Here is a 15,889-nt window from a genome sequence, read left to right on the forward strand (position 1 = left end):
ACAGTTATGAGAATTTCAAGGTTTGAGCCTTTCGTTCTCATCGTGGGTTATGTATTAACCACGAACGAGTCGCACTGCATCTAATCATCTAGCGATTGATAGCACCAACTCGGACGGCGCAGGAGATTGAAGGTATCTAGGTATCGAAGTAGATCGGGCGCTTCTACTGTAGCAATCGCTTCATGCAATAAGCCTTGAGGGTTCTCTTTGTTCCACAAAGGATGAACGATAATCACGCTTTTATCGCCCACTACAAAACCCGGTAAAGCGCCGAACTGTTTCCGGGAACAACTAAACGAAGCACAAAATATATCGCGCAAAGCAGTTGCATTCAGCAGCCAATTTTCTAAGTCAGGAGTAGAAAAATCCCCATCGAGCCCGCATTGAAAATTGCTGCTAGCCAATGCCCTCAGCAAGGAAAGCCCCAAACGCCAATCCAGCAAACCGTGATAGTTCATATTGCGGTACTGCTGCAAGCAATCGTAACAAGAAGAGTCGCATTTTTGGCGGTGATCGGGTGACATAATTGCCTCAGCAAAGCTATTTTGAGAATTCAGAATTTTGTCTGTAAGGATATCTTCCCAGCGATGGGCTAACCAGTCGGTGAAGCCAGAACCGTTAGCAAGCCGATCGCTAATTACAATTTCTCCTACTTTTTTATCCTTTAATTCAACCTGTCGCAAACCGCTGATGTCTAATTCTTCCGGATCGATGTCTAACTCCTGTGCTGCTACAGCACGAACCGTGAAAGCGGCTGAGTAGAAAGCAGCTTTGACAGCAGAACCGGGTGCAATAGGATCGAGGCACAATCCATCAGGTACAGTAACGGGCTTAATTCGCAGTACGCCAGTAGTTTTTGGGGCAATTATAGCGATCGCCTCTGACTCGCCCTGGGGTTTAAACCTCACCCCGTCAGGCTTATTCTGGAATCGCTCATCAATCCACTGATCGGGTAATAGTTCGTCACCGCGTCCAAATGTGGCAGTTCCTATTGCTCCCTTAAATAGCTGTCCTCGATTGTCATTGACGCGGAAAACGCGGCCGGACTTAGAGAAAGCTATCTGAGTATTCGTGTTATTTACTAAGTTAAAATCTTGAGGTTGGGCCTCGGCGACGCTGCCTGCACCTGTAATTAACGCATCGTATTCCTCTTTAGCGTCAGCTCCTGGATTGATGCTGGTACGGAAAGCTAAAGGGACAGCCCACTGAAAAACTCGAAATCCCTGTTCCTCAGTTGCCGCGCATTTCGGACAGATTGTATCTTCAAATATTGTATTAGAGGTTGCCGTATGTTGGCAGCGCTGACACCTCAACATCCATTTGCGATCGCTCACAGGTTCGCCCGCAGGAACTAACCCGTGTTTACCGTCTGAAATTAACGGTGCTGTAAACCCGATCGCGGTATAAATTCGCTTGTCTTTAGTTTTTTCGGAACCTGGTGCAAATTCCGCGACTGCTAAATCTAAATCTCGATCGATAGTAGAAACTTTCTGTTTTCTAGACGGTTCGTGATGGTACAAATCGCGCACTCTTGAAGGCATCCCGTACATCGGCAAAATCCCGCCCTCAGCGAGGCGTTCTGCCAATCCATCACCAGTCAATTCTAAGTTATTGGCGCACTCATTAATTTTATCAAACAACTGCTGACGTGCATAGTTTTCTAAGTTATCGCGATCGATACCTTCAACGCCGACTAGCAGAGAATTTATTACCTCAGTTACTTCACAAGAAGTTCCCAACCAGCGCCGAACTTGTTCGCGCCGTTCTTCCGTTTCCTTCCAATTTTGAACTGTGCCAAATTCACCGTGACTGTCCGGCTTTTTTTCCACCTCCCAGCAGTTGACACCAGCAGCAATAAATGCTAGTCTCAAACATTCTTTGGTGAGGAGGCGCTGGGCCATCTCAACCTGTGACATAGCAAGAAAAGGAACCGGCGGCGGATCGCCCGTAATTTTTTCAGGATGCCGGTAATAAAATTCATCGTGCGATCGACCGCGACAGAGAGTAAGTACAATAGCGAAAGCCTGACCCCGGCGACCCCCGCGACCCGCACGCTGCTGGTAATTAAAGCGCATCGGCGGCATATTTGCCATCACCACAGCCATTAAACTGCCAATATCAATCCCCACCTCCATTGTGGTTGTGACGCTCAAGATATCGATCGTATCTACTACTGGGATAAAATCTCTGTCTTGTTCGCCAAAATTCACGATGATGTTGCGGAAATGCCGTTGCCTTTCGGCCTGATCGTCAGTTTGGCCAGTCAACTCTTCGCAGTGCAACCGCAACGGTTGACGCTTATTTACAGCTTGGGTGGCGAAATAATTGCGATCGTACAAATCCCCGCATTTTCTATTAGGTTTCGCTGGTAAATGTGCCAAACAATTAGTACAAACACCTCCGGCGCGGTGCAGGTGATGGCGCTGGCAAGACTCGCACTGCCACACGGGGTCATCGGACACAGCAACTCGTACAGATAAATGCCGGGGATTAAGTTTAAAGTGGTGGTGTTGACCGTATTCGCAAATAGCAGATTTCAATGCAGGCTTCAATTCCTGTTCTGAAATTCCGCAAGCTTTTGCACACTCTTTAATATAATTCCGCAAGTTGGAGCGCGCATCACCCCAGTCTTTCCAGTCATCCAGCGGATAATCTTGAGGTTTTCTTGGATATCTGTAAAATTCACCTAAAATTCGCAATACGCCATCGCAAATACTCTCAAATACTGAGCTTGAAACTCCGCATTGAATGGCTAGCTGTTCTAATTGATTTTGGAGTAAATTCAGGCGAATATAACCCAATCCAGATGCTTCAATCCCAAAGTATAGGCGACTGAAAAGAGTGTCACACACCTCGGATTTAACTTTTTCTCGAAGTGTGCTGTCTCGCCTTGTTTCTGCTTCAGGAGGCAAGTCTAGTTTCCACCCGGCGGTTGCAAAGTCAAATATTTTTGTCCAATGATGGTACTTTCCATCATAGGAAAATTCTTGGTAAAGAACATCGTTACCTGCAGGGTTAACGCCTAAGTTTACTAATCGCTGGATCAGGAGTCCCGGATCTTGGGAATTCTCAATGCCTTCAAATAGTGCTCTGAGAGGAACTGTGCGGGTATTGCCTCTTTGCTGAATTTCGTTGAGTAGCTTCTGAGCATTATCTCGATCTTTCTGCAAAATTTTTACTGCTACAGAAGAAAGTTCTGGTTGCCAGGTCAAGTTAGCTGATTCAAGCTTTTCCTGTAACTCGCTGACAATATTGGGGTTGCGTTGAGCAAATAACTGGGCTTCAGGACGAGTAGGCTGACCATATTGTTGAATATCTTCTAATAAACGTAATTCGCCTACAGCCAACTGTCCGAGTTCATCAAAAAGTGCTTCTCGTACCAAGTCGTCGTAGTGCGATCGCTCAATGCCGTTGGATATTGAAGCGGCATCTTCGCGGCTGTCAGAAAACACAACTAATTTGCGGGATTTTGCATCTTCCGGTAACTGATAAAACAGTTCTTTGGAAAGTAATTGACTCACTTTAGAAAAACCTGTGCGGAACCAACGAACAGGCGATTTATTTTTTTTCTTAGGATGGCTGTAGTTAGCAGCACAGCAGGGACAAATGGAGGGTAATGCTCCAATAAATTCTTGCTTCTCTACAGAGAGCGATCGCAAGTGAAACAGATAGCCTTTCACCCACTGTTCGTCCGGGGAATCTGGATCTCCTAGAATAACACGACCGCTGCGGGTATCTAACGATGCTTTATCCCAGGAGGCTTTCTCGCCGCCTTCACCTTGTCTCGATGGCTGCTTCCAACCTTTGCAAACATCTTCATTAATATTTCTAAAAGGCCAAAACACGGCAAATTCAGAATACTTGCGGCGATCCAAAGCTATGGCTGTCTTGCGGTCGGGTATCCCTTCAATATCTGGTTCTGTCGGCAAAAGCTCCCATCCGTCTCCGTCATTATCCTGTCTTGTCAGCCTGTTTCCCCCAAGAAATACAGTTCTGCACTGTTCGCAATAAAGCAGTTCTAAAACTCGGTATTCGTCGTAAAGTATGGGAGGATTTTCGACAAATAGTTTGCCAACTAATCGATTTTTACTAATTTCATTTTCTTCGCACCCGTGATTCGGTTTAGTGCAAGCCCACAGCCCCTCAATATTCCTGAAAAACCAGTGCAGCCGGAAAGATGGCAAAGATTTTTGGTTCGATAAACCGCGAGTCGCTAGAAGTCCTGTTACTGCGAGTTCGAGGTTTTCATCGGGTAAGTCATTGCCGAAAATCTGTTTAGCAAAATTAGCGATCGCTACGGCGCGAATTTTGCCGTCAACTTTACAAGCATTGACCATTCTAGCACCAACTTGCGCGGTTTCAGATTCCACAATTTGACGGCAAGCACTGTATGCAGCCGTTGACTGCAACGTTTCTGCATTGTTGATTTCTGGTGCTGCAGCCAAAGCGATAAACGGTTCGCTCTCCAGAAACTCTTGACCTTCAATTGGGGGAATTTGTTCTAAATGACCCGGTATAATCTGTTGGGAATTCCATTGAGAACCAAAGAATTGATTCAAAAATTCTAAGCTTTTTGGATCGTCTGGTTCCAAAGATGCACTAGAAGCAAGAATTCGCAATTTTGGATGACCGGGATGCAGCCCCAAACGTTGCAGCAAAAGTCGCAGCAAATAAGCAACTTCTGTCCCAGAAGTACCGCGATATAAGTGCAATTCGTCAACAATTAAATGAAAGACGCTGCCATCTTTGTTTAACCATTCCTTTGTTTTCTCAAAAATATCTCGTTCGAGATCGCGCATCAGCATGATACTGAGCATAGAATAGTTGGTGATTAAGATATCTGGCGGGGCATCTTTCATATCCCAGCGGCAGCGCATTTCTGCCCCATCTAAGCGCGGGAAAAAGAACCTCACATCTCGATCGCCAGTGCGATCGGCGTGTTCGCTAGCGCGATCGGCTGATAACTGCATCTGCTGCATTGCTTCCAGAAGTTCTTCTATTTTTTTTCCATTAGGTTTACGATTTTCTTTGTATTCATGCCCCGGTACGGGAGTAACGCCGTTGTACCTGCCAAAATAGACTCGATTGCCTTTTCTATTATCTTGAAACCAATCTCGCGCTGCTTGAGAATCTAAAGCGCGGCGCAGCCTGGTAAGCTGGTCTTCAACTAAAGCATTCATGGGATATAAAATCAAGGCGCGAACTGCTGCATCCCGCTGTTCGTGACTTCTCTGAGGAACCCGATAAGATTTCTTAAAGCTGCGTTTTTTATTTACTAACGGATTGCATTTGTTCTGCCATTCTTCATTTTTCCACCAATCGTTAAGGTGTTCTGGTTCGGCTTTGGGCTGCTGCCAATTTCTTGATTCTTGCGCGAGGTAAGCAAACAAAGGTAACAGAAAAGATTCGGTTTTACCTGAGCCAGTACCAGCCGTTACTACAGCATTGTTACCTGCTAATGCTTGACGCAGCATTTCGATTTGGTGCTCGTAGAGTTCGTAATTGCCGACAAGTTCGCACTCAGCAAGTTGTTTAAAGTCTTGAAGGGCAGTTTCATCTAATCCCGGTACATTTGAAATATCTAAATCCTGGATGGTTTTACCTGATTTTTGATAGCTTGGCATCGGTTCTATCCAGGGTTCTTGATGGAATGCACCGGGTTGGCGCAGCAGTCTTTCCCGTTCTCGTTCAATTTCGGGAAATTGAGTTCCGAAAGCGGTTTTTACATAAAGTAGAAAGTTGTCGCGAATGGTGTTAAATGCGTTAATTGGATCGTGCATAAGTTACCTCACTATGTTATATCTAAAGATTGCTGCAACAGTGTCTGCCCTAATTTAGCTGCGGTCATTTCTGCTATTTGAGGGGGAATAGCGGAGAATAAATTGAATCCCTGAATTTGCGGGCGATCGCGCGGCGATTTTTTTTCATATTTTGCTGCATAACCAGAACAAAGAGTTAAGGCTCTTTCTAAAAGTCGCGGCAGGTTAGCGCTGGCTGGTACTGCCATAGTGAATCTGCATTTGTCGTAGATAAGAACATTCCGCCGCAGTGCTTTGAGAACAGCATACCTTCCCCAATCTCGGTCTATTTCCGCACACTTTTCGTCTTGCCAAAGATAGTAAACTTTGGTGTTTCGTGATGGGTGACTGTATTGGCTAAGGCGAATGGGGCAATCGGTTTCTTTTATGGATTGAAATTGTAAAGAAATCGGGTCAAAGGTTTTGCTTTGCCAGTTTAGTTCTGGTTCTTTAGACCATTCGAGGGTAGCTAAGTAATCGTCAATACTGGCGGCAAAATGCAGCAAAGACCAGGCTGAAGGCGTTTCAATAAAAGGTATTTTAAGCAAATTGCCGATCGCCCTCAATTCTCCTACATCCTCCGCTTGCACGGCGACTCGCTTCGGTATCAACCCTAATTCATTGGATTGTTCTGTGACTTCCAGGTTAATGTGATGTCCCACCGACTGACAAGCCTCTGATAATTGTGCGATCGTAGCAGGCGATCGCGCTCCTGCTAAAATGGCTTGAGGAAAGCCGGCACAAGGCAATCGCACCAGAACTGGAGGAGCAGCATAAACCTTACTCTTGCTGCTATCATCGTTAAAATTAAAGTCACAGTGACCCAGAGAATCGAGGGCGCGAATTACTTGAAATCTTTTATTCTTAATTCCGTCTTTGTCCGTGTTTTCCTCCCTCACACCCGTCTCAAGATTATATAAATAATCAAAGGTTTCCTTGAAAGATAGCCAAGCAAGTTCCTTTTTTGCAGAAATAACGTAGAGCAGTTTTTCGCTAGTTTCAGACACGCTCTGCCTCCTTTTGAAATTGTTTCCACAATGCTTTCAAGTTGGATCGATCGGGCGGGGAAATTTTCCTGCGATCGTGCCACAGTATTTCTTTCCATTCCCGCATTTTCTTTCGGTTTTTGCACTTTGACATCAACGGTTGTGACTCTGCCAAATTGGTGCCGCAAAACATTGCTTGACCGCGATGGCGACCTTTGGAAATCGCCCAAACAGGCTCCCAATCTGTAGGTAGTGATTCCGCTGGGCAGATTGCTATTTGCCCTGGTTCTTTACCTACATATAAAATCCGCTGCTCTCCTTGTATTGGTAAAAAAGTGTTGAAGTTAAAGTCGGGGAAATCAACGCCCCACACCCATGCACCAGAAACGCCCGTACTCCCATTTTCCCCGGTCTGGAGCTTCCCGAAGCGATCGAACTGTTGCGCGTTGCTTTGGGATGGCAAAGAATAGTTTTCTACCAATAACAGAGAACAGCGCCTGATAATATCCTCCCCACTGCGTGCTTCAATTAGCAACTTCGTTTCCGCTGGAGTATCGGCTGGCAGTTCATAAATACCTGCTGAGTTTCTGCTATCTAATAGCTGATTATTGCAATATACTTTTATTGATTCGCTACCACCTTGTAAAAATAATTTGGGCGGGGCAAACTTAAAGAATTTATTGCCTCTTTCCAGGCGGATTCCTCCAGCCAACTCTAGCCGTACATTAGTCGGGAAAGCTAAGATTGGGTATTCTTGTTTAATCAGCTCGTCACTGCAAGCAGCCTGCGCTTTGAACAAGTGCCACCGACTGGGCAAACCATCTATTATTTGCAACTTTTCAAAGCCTTGACAGCTCAATTCTCCCCATATTGTCAGCAATTCTAAACACTGTTCGTGTGCAGCTAAATAAAATGGCTGTTGAGTTGGCAACTGTCGCACTTCCACAATACCAGGCAATCCCTGAGTGTCTCCATTAACGAATACTCGAATGGGCGATGCTGGCAGCTTAAAACACCATTTAGAGTCAGACGATCGCACTTGCAAACCTTTCAACCAATCAAATTCAGAGGCAACCAGCGGTTTTCCATCTGACTCAGATATCAGAGGTGAAGACCAACCCCCACTATCTTCGTAACAAGAAAACGAGCTAGAATTATCTTCTAAAAATAACAACAAATCGTCTTCAGGAAATTCGTGTTTGGTACTGCAACGCAAGATTAGGGTAGCGCGTTTGGCAATTGAATCGAGTTTGCAGCACAATCTCAACAGTCCGTAAACCTGCTTTTTATCTGAAAGTTCAGCAGTTCCATCCCAATCGTGCAATTCATCAATAATCCATTCGAGCAATGCTTGGCGAAGTTCGTCGCTGTCTCTGGTTTCTTTTAACAAGTCTAGCGTCCGTTTTCGGAGTTGTTTGCACCCGTGTTTTGCTAACAAAAGTGCGATCGCCCCTTCAGCGGGATATGAAATAGGATCTAAATCAGCAGCGGCAAAAATAGCAGGGAGTGCGCGGCGCTCTTTTTCAGTCAAGAGGGTTTGGGCGATCGGCAGTCCAATGTGATTTCTCTTGCCAATGCTGGTGCTGTTGAAGATACCCAATTCGCCAGATTTATCTTGATTAGACCATTTTTCTAAATCTTCCCAGAGTTCAGACATCCGGTTAAATGAAGGATACTGCCCTGTGGTAGGTTCTTCGCCTAGTAATGTTCGCAAGCGCGGATAGTAAGAATGGGCGGCAAAACTTCCTTCAATACCGGCTGCTAAGACAAAGAGCGCTAAATAAGCGATATAAGGCGGATAGTCTAATTCTCGCTGCTGCCAATTATCCCGGCTTTGTAAGGCTTTCACGCACAAACCCTGCCTTGTCACCCCAGGAGGCCCCGTTTTGATAGCTGCAATAAAATCTGACAAATCAACACCCCTTTCTTGACCAATATCCGTTATTAGTTTCTCTGTGACATACAGGTGAACGGTACTGTCCGCCATTTCCGGTTTAAAGAAATGAGCTGCGATTGAATTATTCCAGGTTAAATAATCCATTTTTATGTTTTATATAATTTGACGGAAATTGGTAATTTTAAGTATTATAACTCTAGTGGCTAAGCAGGTGAGTATAGAGAAACTTAATTATGTCGAAATCGCCAGCCGATATCGATTATAATATTTGGCAATGGCGTCCGTATAGCGAACAATAATAGGGTTTATATCCGTGAAGTTACTTAGTTAAATATGATGTCGTGCGAAAATTTAATAAATTAATGACAGATAAGATCGATCGACCATTAGCAACAGTAATACTCGCGATCAGTGCCGACGGTAAAATTGCGGATGCAGTACGATCGCCCGCGAGATTCGGTTCTGCCAACGACAAAGCCCACCTCGAACAGCAAGTAGCAGCAAGCGACGCCGTTTTGTTCGGCAATGGCACTTTACAGGCCTATGGGACGACGATGAGAGTGATTTCGCCGGAATTGGTCAAACAGAGGGAATTGCAGGGGAAGCCCCCACAACCGGTGCAAATCGTGTGTTCGCGATCGTCCCAATTTGACCCAAACTTGCGATTTTTCCAGCAACCGGTGCCTCGGTGGCTGCTGACGGGGCAAGACTGTAGGGAAACGGCATTGCCGTCTCCTCTCAAGAACGGGCAAGATGCCCGTTCCACAACAGATGAATTTTCTTGTGGAACAGGCATCTTGCCTGTTCATAAAAGGCTTATTGAGAATGGTGCAACATCTCTCAATAACGGGCCAGATGCCCGTTCCACAAGAGATGCCCGTTCCACAAGAGATGAATTTTCTAGTGGAACAGGCATCTTGCCTGTTCATAAAAAGCTTATTGAGAATGGTGCAACATCTCAATTCGATCGAATTATCTATGCGAAAACCGCAGGTGGAGAGATTGATTGGATTGATGCGTTTCAACAGCTAGCAAGCTTCGGTATCAAACGCTTGGCGATTCTGGGCGGGGGAAAACTGGTAGCGTCTGTGCTGGCTGCGGGCTTGGTAGACGAACTTTGGCTGACGGTTTGCCCGTTAATTTTGGGCGGCGCGGATGCACCGACACCTGTGGAGGGAAAGGGTTTTTTGGCGGATTTAGCTCCAAAATTGGAACTTTTGGCGGTTAAACAGGTGGGACAAGAGGTATTTTTGCATTATAGATTCGGGGCGGGCTAGAAGCCCAACCCCTACTCCCCACAACACTTGTGTGGCACAGGCATCTTGCCTGTGGCGGGCTCTCGTGCCCACCCTACAACACTTGTGTGGCACAGGCATCTTGCCTGTGGCGAGTAATTACACAAGGAGGGGAGATTGTATTAACTTAAATGAAGTTCGATCGCTCTACGCTCAAATCTCCCTATGCTGAAACAGCCAAAACCTCAATATTCTGTAGCCTGGATTAGCAAAATAGGCGAAATCCCGCAAGCGTCGTGGGATGCCTTGGCGATGCCACTAAAAACTCCATTTCTGGAATGGGATTGGCTTAACAATCTCGAAGTATCGGGCAGTGCGACAGGTAAAACCGGTTGGCTACCGCATCACTTGACTGTGTGGCGAGACAAACAGTTGATTGCTTGCGCGCCACTTTATGTCAAAAGCCACAGCTACGGCGAATTTGTGTTCGACAATCAGTGGGCCGATTTAGCTCAACGTTTGGGTGTTCAATATTATCCCAAATTGATGGGAATGACGCCGTTTACTCCGGCTGAAGGCTATCGGTTTTTGATTGCCGAGGGGGAAGATGAAGACGAGTTAACGGGAGTAATGGTAAGCGCGATCGACCATTTTTGCGATCGCCACAATATCTCCGGTTGCAATTTCCTTTATGTCGATCCCGAATGGCGACAACGCATGGAAAGCCACGGTTTCAGCAGTTGGCTGCACCACAGCTATATTTGGCAAAATCAAGGCTATCAAAATTTTGACAATTATTTAGGCGCATTTAATGCCAACCAGCGCCGCAATATCAAACGCGAACGCAAAGCAGTTGATCAAGCTGGTTTGTTGGTAAAAACGCTGACAGGCGATGAAATTCCCCAAGCTATGTTTTCTCAAATGTATGCTTTTTATGAGAATACTTGCGACAAATTTGGTTGGTGGGGAAGCAAGTATCTGACTAAGCGATTTTTTGAACAGTTGCACCACAATTATCGCGATCGAGTTTTATTTGTAGCCGCCTACGACAAGGAAGATGAGAGACAGCCGATGGGTATGTCTTTTTGTTTGTATAAGGGCGATCGACTGTACGGCCGTTATTGGGGAAGTTTGCAGGAAATCGACTGCTTGCACTTCGATGCTTGTTACTATACGCCGATCGAATGGGCGATCGATCGGGGCATCCAAAGCTTCGATCCCGGTGCCGGCGGGCGGCACAAAAAACGGCGTGGCTTTCCAGCTACGCCCAATTATAGTTTGCACCGATTTTATAACAACCGTCTTGCCCAAATTCTCAAGTCTTATATCGGTCAAATCAACGAAAGAGAACAGGAAGAAATTGATGCAATCAACGAGGATTTACCTTTTACTAAGTTGCCTCCTTTGTTACTCGGCGAGTGACGGTTGACTGGGAATTTGGAATTGGAATTTGGGAATTAGTAACAGCCCATCGGTGTCAACATAATACTAAAACCCTGTGTATATCTCGTTTGTATCGAAGTTTCGATCCCCCTAAATCCCCCTTAAGAAGGGTGACTTTGAATGCTCTTTCCCCTTTATTAATGGGAGTTAGAGGGGAGGTAAGAATAGTCTTGTCCCCCCTTATTGAGATGGGTTAGGGTGGCTCGAAACTCAACTATAAACGATATTTATTATGGATTTTAGGATGGCGAATTAAATAATTTACACAAGTTTGTGGGAAGTAGGGGATGGGCGTCCCGCCCGCCATTTCTGGACGGGCGGGACGCCCATCCCACAAGAACCATCACGCATTCTAAGTTATTTAATTCTCATTCCTTAGTCTGAAGTTGACACGAATGGTAACAGTCAACAGTCAACAGTCAACCGTCAACCGTCAACAGTCAACAGTTAAACTAATTCAAAATTACCTTGCCATCTTCCTGAATTTGCAGCGATTTTGTATCAGCCTCCAACTCAGTTGTCGCGCCGAAACTGACTTGCAACATTCCCGGCATCGCGGTTGCTTGGGGGCGAACCAGCAGCAATCCGCCGTCTGGGCGCTGATAAGTGATGGTGATGGGCACTTGGAGGGCTTGAAGCAAAATTTCCGATTGTTCGCCCAGAGTGCGCGGCTGGGTGACGCCTACGATTTGATAATTGATGACAGCATTGGTGGTATTCACCAGTTTAATTACTATCATGCCTTCGGCAGGCGTAACTCGCGCACTGGGCATGGGGAAGCGGGCAGGCGCGTCTGTTGGTGTAGAGGGCATCCCGCTGGGGCTCGGACTCGCAGCCGGAGTTGGTTCGCTGACGGGTTCTTCAGTGGCTGCGGGAGTCTCTGCGGGTTGGGAAACGGGTTTTCCTTGTTGGGGCGGGGGGCCGCCGGCGTGGGAAATTGTTGCGAGACTAACGAGTAAACCGACGCCGGTGGCTGCTAGCAAGCTGATTTTTTTTAACGGTAGATTGTGGTGAAACATAAATAACTCCTCACAAGTTCGATCGAGGTTTTCCAACAACGTTTATGTTAATCTATGGCGGAAATGAGTTTTAATAGCTGGGTTTGGGCGCGAGGTAGGAAGAATAAGGGTTTGAGGGGTAGATTTTTTTTAAACCGCAGAGGGCGCAGAGGGCGCAGAGGAAGAGGGGAAGAGGGGAAGAGGGGAAGTTTTACAGGCGAGATGCTTCTGATTTGTGGGCGGGAAGGGTGACGGTAACGGCTGTACCTCGATCGACTTGGCTGTCTATGCGGATTTGGCCGCGGTGATTTTCGACAATTGCTTTGGCGATTGCTAATCCTAAGCCGGAACCGGCGGCGCTGCGGTGGGTTCGGGCGGGATCTGCGCGGTAGAATCGATCGAATAAATGTGGCAGGGCTTCTGGGGAAATTCCGATGCCGGTGTCTGTTACTTTTATTTGCAGTGCTGGATTTAAGATCGCCGAATTTCTTTTGTTTTTGGCTGCAAGTTGCAATTCTACTTCTATTTCGCCGCCAGAGGGTGTGTACTGCACGGCGTTGCTGACTATATTGGTAAAGAGTCGGGCTAGTTGATCCCAGTCGCCCAACAGTGTAAAGTTGTCCTCAGCGTTGGGCAGATCGACAATTTCCAAAGAAAGAGAGAGGTTTTGGGTTGTGGCGATCGCCTGTTGTTCTTCAATTACCTCCATCAGCAAAGCATCGAGGGGAACTTCAATCCACTGCTGTTGCACGATACCGCTGTCTTGTCTGGCTAAAAACAGCAAATCGTCAACCAAGCGCCCCAAACGGCGGGTGAGGCGTTCGATAACTTGTAGCTGTTGATGTTGCTGCGGTTCGATATCCGGTTCCGCCAAAGCTACTTGGACGTTAGTTTGAATAGTGGCGATCGGATTTCTGAGTTCGTGAGAAGCATCAGCGGTAAACTGTTTGAGACGCCCGTAAGACTCTCGCACCGGTGCCATTGCCAATCCCGACAGCAGCCAGCCAATCGCCGCCACGCAAATTAGAGTTAAACTCGCGCCCAAAATCAAATCGAGAATTAATTGGCGGATGGGTTTTGTCACTTCAAACCAAGGATGGCTGACTCGCAAATATCCCAGAACTTGCCTGCCGATTTGTACTCGCTGGGTTACTTGTCTGAGAGAATAGTTTTGAGCGGACTGCAACTCATTATTAATTATCCAAACTGTTTCGCCGGTGCGGTTAGCATGAATGGGAATATTCAGCGGTTCGGATAAGGTAGACCACAGCAATTCGCCCGTAGGACTGAACCATTCTAAATCAATATGGTCGTCTTCTACTGCATCGGTGCTATCTCGAAAACTGGCTTGAATATTAACTTGCAATTTAGTTTTATCTGTGGTATTAGGAAATTTTAGCGGTTCGATAACGAGGGTTCGCTCTATTACTTCGACAACATGATTGAGGGTGTCATCAATGCGATCGATCAAAGTAGTGCGGACGTAGAAATAGAAACCTGTGGCGAATACAAGTAATAATACGGCAGTAACGGCAGTGTACCAAATAGCGAGGCGGCGGCGAGTAGCTTGGAACATATTGCGAAGGAAGTTCGGCAACTGATTTTGTAGTGGATTCAAAAGATTTAACTCATATGTTGCACCATTCTCAATTAGCCTTTTCGGAACAGGCTTTCCGGCCTGTTCCACAAGAAAATCTATTCTTTGTGGAACAGGCCGGAAAGCCTGTTGCTGACAATGGTGCAACATCTCAGTTTAACCAATTTAATAACTATAACCTTCTCCTCTTCCTTCGTGTCCTTCGCGCCTTCGCGGTTCATTAAAAAAAGCCTTGTTCGCAAATTATCTCAAAAAACTCAAACAACTTTCCCTTCTTGATACTTCAGACAGATGTCGAGAGAGCTGTCACCATAGTATTCTAATCGCGAAACTTTTTAGGTAAAAGCTTGTGAATAAATTTTTATTTCGAGCCGCGATCGGGCTATTAATGGCATTTTTTGGGGCAATCACCTATTTTACAAACGACGTACAAAATCCGGTAACTGGAGAGAGACAGCGGGTGCAGCTTTCTCCCCGCCAAGAGATAGTTTTGGGATTGCAGGCGCGAGATCAAATGGCCGCCAAGCACGGGGGGCTTTATCCCAGCCAAAGTATTCAGCAGTATCTCGATCGAGTAGGAGGACGAGTTATCAACGGTTCGGTGGCGAAACAAGCGGGTTATCCGTTTGAATTCCACCTGCTGCGAGACGCCCAAACTGTCAATGCTTTTGCTTTACCGGGCGGACAAGTTTTCATTACTGCGGGGCTGCTGCGCCGGCTAAATTCCGAGGCTCAGTTGGCCGCTATACTCGGGCACGAAGCCGGTCACGTTGTCGCCCGCCACGGTGCAGAACACTTGGCAAAACAGCAGTTGGGCAGGGCTTTGGTAACGGCGGTTGGGGTGGCTACTAGCGACGATCGCGGGGGCGGGCAGCAGGCAGCATTAATTGCTCAAGCTGTCAATCAAGTTGTCAGTTTGCGGTACGGTAGGTCTGATGAACTTGAGAGCGATCAGCTCGGTTTTCGGTTTATGACTGAAGCTGGTTACGATCCTAGAGGTATTGTTGAGGTGATGCAAATCCTCGGTTCCGCTAGGAAGGGCGAAGCGCCACCGGAGTTTTTGAGTTCTCACCCCAACCCTGAAAACCGAGTGCAAAAATTGCAAGCTTTAATCGCGCAAAATTACCCTAACGGCGTTCCAGCTAATTTGGAGTCTGGACGCGATGAGTTTGCTAAGAATGTGTCGGGCGGTTAGCGATAATTGCATCGGGCTTTACAAAAGTTATTACTATAGGCGGATCTAAGTTCGGCTTGGAGTTGGCACGATCGACTTAATGAGCGATCGAGCAATTGGAAAGTTGAAAACCATGATTGAATCTTGGATGATTATCGGGGGCGTGACTTTCTCAGTCGCCTTCGGAACTCTGTTTTTTAAACTCCGCGATATTAACTGGGCTGTCAAACTTCAAAGACCAGATTGGATGTTTTTTGAGCCTGCTATTCCGTTAATTTGGACGGTGATTTTTGCTTGCGGGGCCGGCAGCGCTGCTGTCGTGTGGGAACAGGAACCCGGTAGTCTCAAAACTTGGCTGCTGATGGCTTTATACTTGCTTTTAGAAATTGTCACAGTTGCTTATATTCCTGCTACTCTCAGAGCCAAAAGTCTGAAAGTAGGGACGATTTTAGGAGGGGCTGGCGAGATTTTGGGAGTTGTATTGACGTTGGCTGTTTTGCCGATTTCTCAAACCGCGGCTTTGTTACTTTTGCCTTACGTGATTTGGGGTGCGATCGGCACTTATACCACTTGGGAAATGATTCAGTTAAACCCAGAAGCTGCATAAATATTCGGTGTTCTTCAGCGCACCCTACATACTATAGCAATCCTAAATCATTCATGTAAATTTGTAGGGTAGTGCTAAGGATCGCGAATTAAATAACTTACAATTTTAATTGTTATTGTGGGATGGGCGTCGGGCCCGTCCTTTTTGGACGGGC

At 46.4% G+C, this 15,889-nt stretch carries 9 protein-coding genes; 4 read left to right on the forward strand and 5 right to left on the reverse strand.

Translation table 11 applies throughout. The features are described 5' to 3' along the window. Positions 1-80 precede the first annotated feature (80 nt). From QT987_RS28300 to QT987_RS28310, 3 genes are read right to left on the reverse strand one after another with little or no spacing between them, the layout of a single operon-like run. Positions 81-5,780: a DEAD/DEAH box helicase gene (locus QT987_RS28300; protein WP_333246708.1), complete on the reverse strand. Its 5,700-nt coding sequence runs from the start codon at positions 5,778-5,780 to the stop codon at positions 81-83. 11 nt (positions 5,781-5,791) lie between these two features. Continuing rightward, positions 5,792-6,805, reverse strand: a complete 1,014-nt coding sequence (locus QT987_RS28305; RefSeq protein ID WP_333246710.1) for a hypothetical protein — start codon at positions 6,803-6,805, stop codon at positions 5,792-5,794. Beyond that, positions 6,798-8,825 carry a hypothetical protein gene (locus QT987_RS28310; protein ID WP_333246712.1) on the reverse strand — a complete coding sequence of 676 codons (2,028 nt, stop codon included), beginning with the start codon at positions 8,823-8,825 and terminating at the stop codon, positions 6,798-6,800. The genes QT987_RS28305 and QT987_RS28310 overlap by 8 nt, the downstream gene beginning before the upstream one ends. A 218-nt stretch (positions 8,826-9,043) precedes the next feature. Between QT987_RS28310 and QT987_RS28315 the strand changes: the two genes are divergently transcribed. Continuing rightward, positions 9,044-9,958, forward strand: a complete 915-nt coding sequence (locus tag QT987_RS28315; protein WP_333246713.1) for a dihydrofolate reductase family protein — start codon at positions 9,044-9,046, stop codon at positions 9,956-9,958. A 183-nt stretch (positions 9,959-10,141) separates the two neighbouring features. Beyond that, positions 10,142-11,338: a GNAT family N-acetyltransferase gene (locus QT987_RS28320; protein ID WP_333246715.1), complete on the forward strand. Its 1,197-nt coding sequence runs from the start codon at positions 10,142-10,144 to the stop codon at positions 11,336-11,338. Positions 11,339-11,811: 473 nt separating this feature from the next. Here the strand turns inward: QT987_RS28320 and QT987_RS28325 are convergent, their stop codons facing one another. Then, entirely contained in the window at positions 11,812-12,378 is a 567-nt protein-coding gene (locus tag QT987_RS28325) for a hypothetical protein (protein WP_333246717.1), read from the reverse strand. A 190-nt stretch (positions 12,379-12,568) separates the two neighbouring features. Next, positions 12,569-13,933 (reverse strand): ATP-binding protein, encoded by a 1,365-nt coding sequence (locus QT987_RS28330; RefSeq protein WP_333246723.1) that lies wholly within the window; start codon positions 13,931-13,933, stop codon positions 12,569-12,571. Between the two features lie 370 nt (positions 13,934-14,303). Between QT987_RS28330 and QT987_RS28335 the strand changes: the two genes are divergently transcribed. Both QT987_RS28335 and QT987_RS28340 read left to right on the forward strand, forming a co-directional pair. Further along, positions 14,304-15,149, forward strand: coding sequence for a M48 family metallopeptidase (locus QT987_RS28335; RefSeq protein WP_333246719.1), 846 nt, complete (start codon positions 14,304-14,306; stop codon positions 15,147-15,149). A 79-nt stretch (positions 15,150-15,228) separates the two neighbouring features. Further along, positions 15,229-15,735, forward strand: coding sequence for a tryptophan-rich sensory protein (locus QT987_RS28340; protein ID WP_333246721.1), 507 nt, complete (start codon positions 15,229-15,231; stop codon positions 15,733-15,735). Positions 15,736-15,889: the final 154 nt, after the last annotated feature.

It is taken from the genome of Microcoleus sp. SVA1B4, assembly GCF_036700545.1.
Lineage (GTDB): Bacteria > Cyanobacteriota > Cyanobacteriia > Cyanobacteriales > Microcoleaceae > Microcoleus.

What these genes read in the sequence shown, in the direction of transcription:
- QT987_RS28300 (WP_333246708.1), bottom strand. Translation starts at nt 5,780, where the DNA reads ATGCACGATCCAATTAACGCATTTAACACCATTCGCGACAACTTTCTA.
- QT987_RS28310 (WP_333246712.1), bottom strand. Translation starts at nt 8,825, where the DNA reads ATGGATTATTTAACCTGGAATAATTCAATCGCAGCTCATTTCTTTAAA.
- QT987_RS28315 (WP_333246713.1), top strand. Translation starts at nt 9,044, where the DNA reads ATGACAGATAAGATCGATCGACCATTAGCAACAGTAATACTCGCGATC.
- QT987_RS28320 (WP_333246715.1), top strand. Translation starts at nt 10,142, where the DNA reads ATGCTGAAACAGCCAAAACCTCAATATTCTGTAGCCTGGATTAGCAAA.
- QT987_RS28325 (WP_333246717.1), bottom strand. Translation starts at nt 12,378, where the DNA reads ATGTTTCACCACAATCTACCGTTAAAAAAAATCAGCTTGCTAGCAGCC.
- QT987_RS28330 (WP_333246723.1), bottom strand. Translation starts at nt 13,933, where the DNA reads ATGTTCCAAGCTACTCGCCGCCGCCTCGCTATTTGGTACACTGCCGTT.
- QT987_RS28340 (WP_333246721.1), top strand. Translation starts at nt 15,229, where the DNA reads ATGAGCGATCGAGCAATTGGAAAGTTGAAAACCATGATTGAATCTTGG.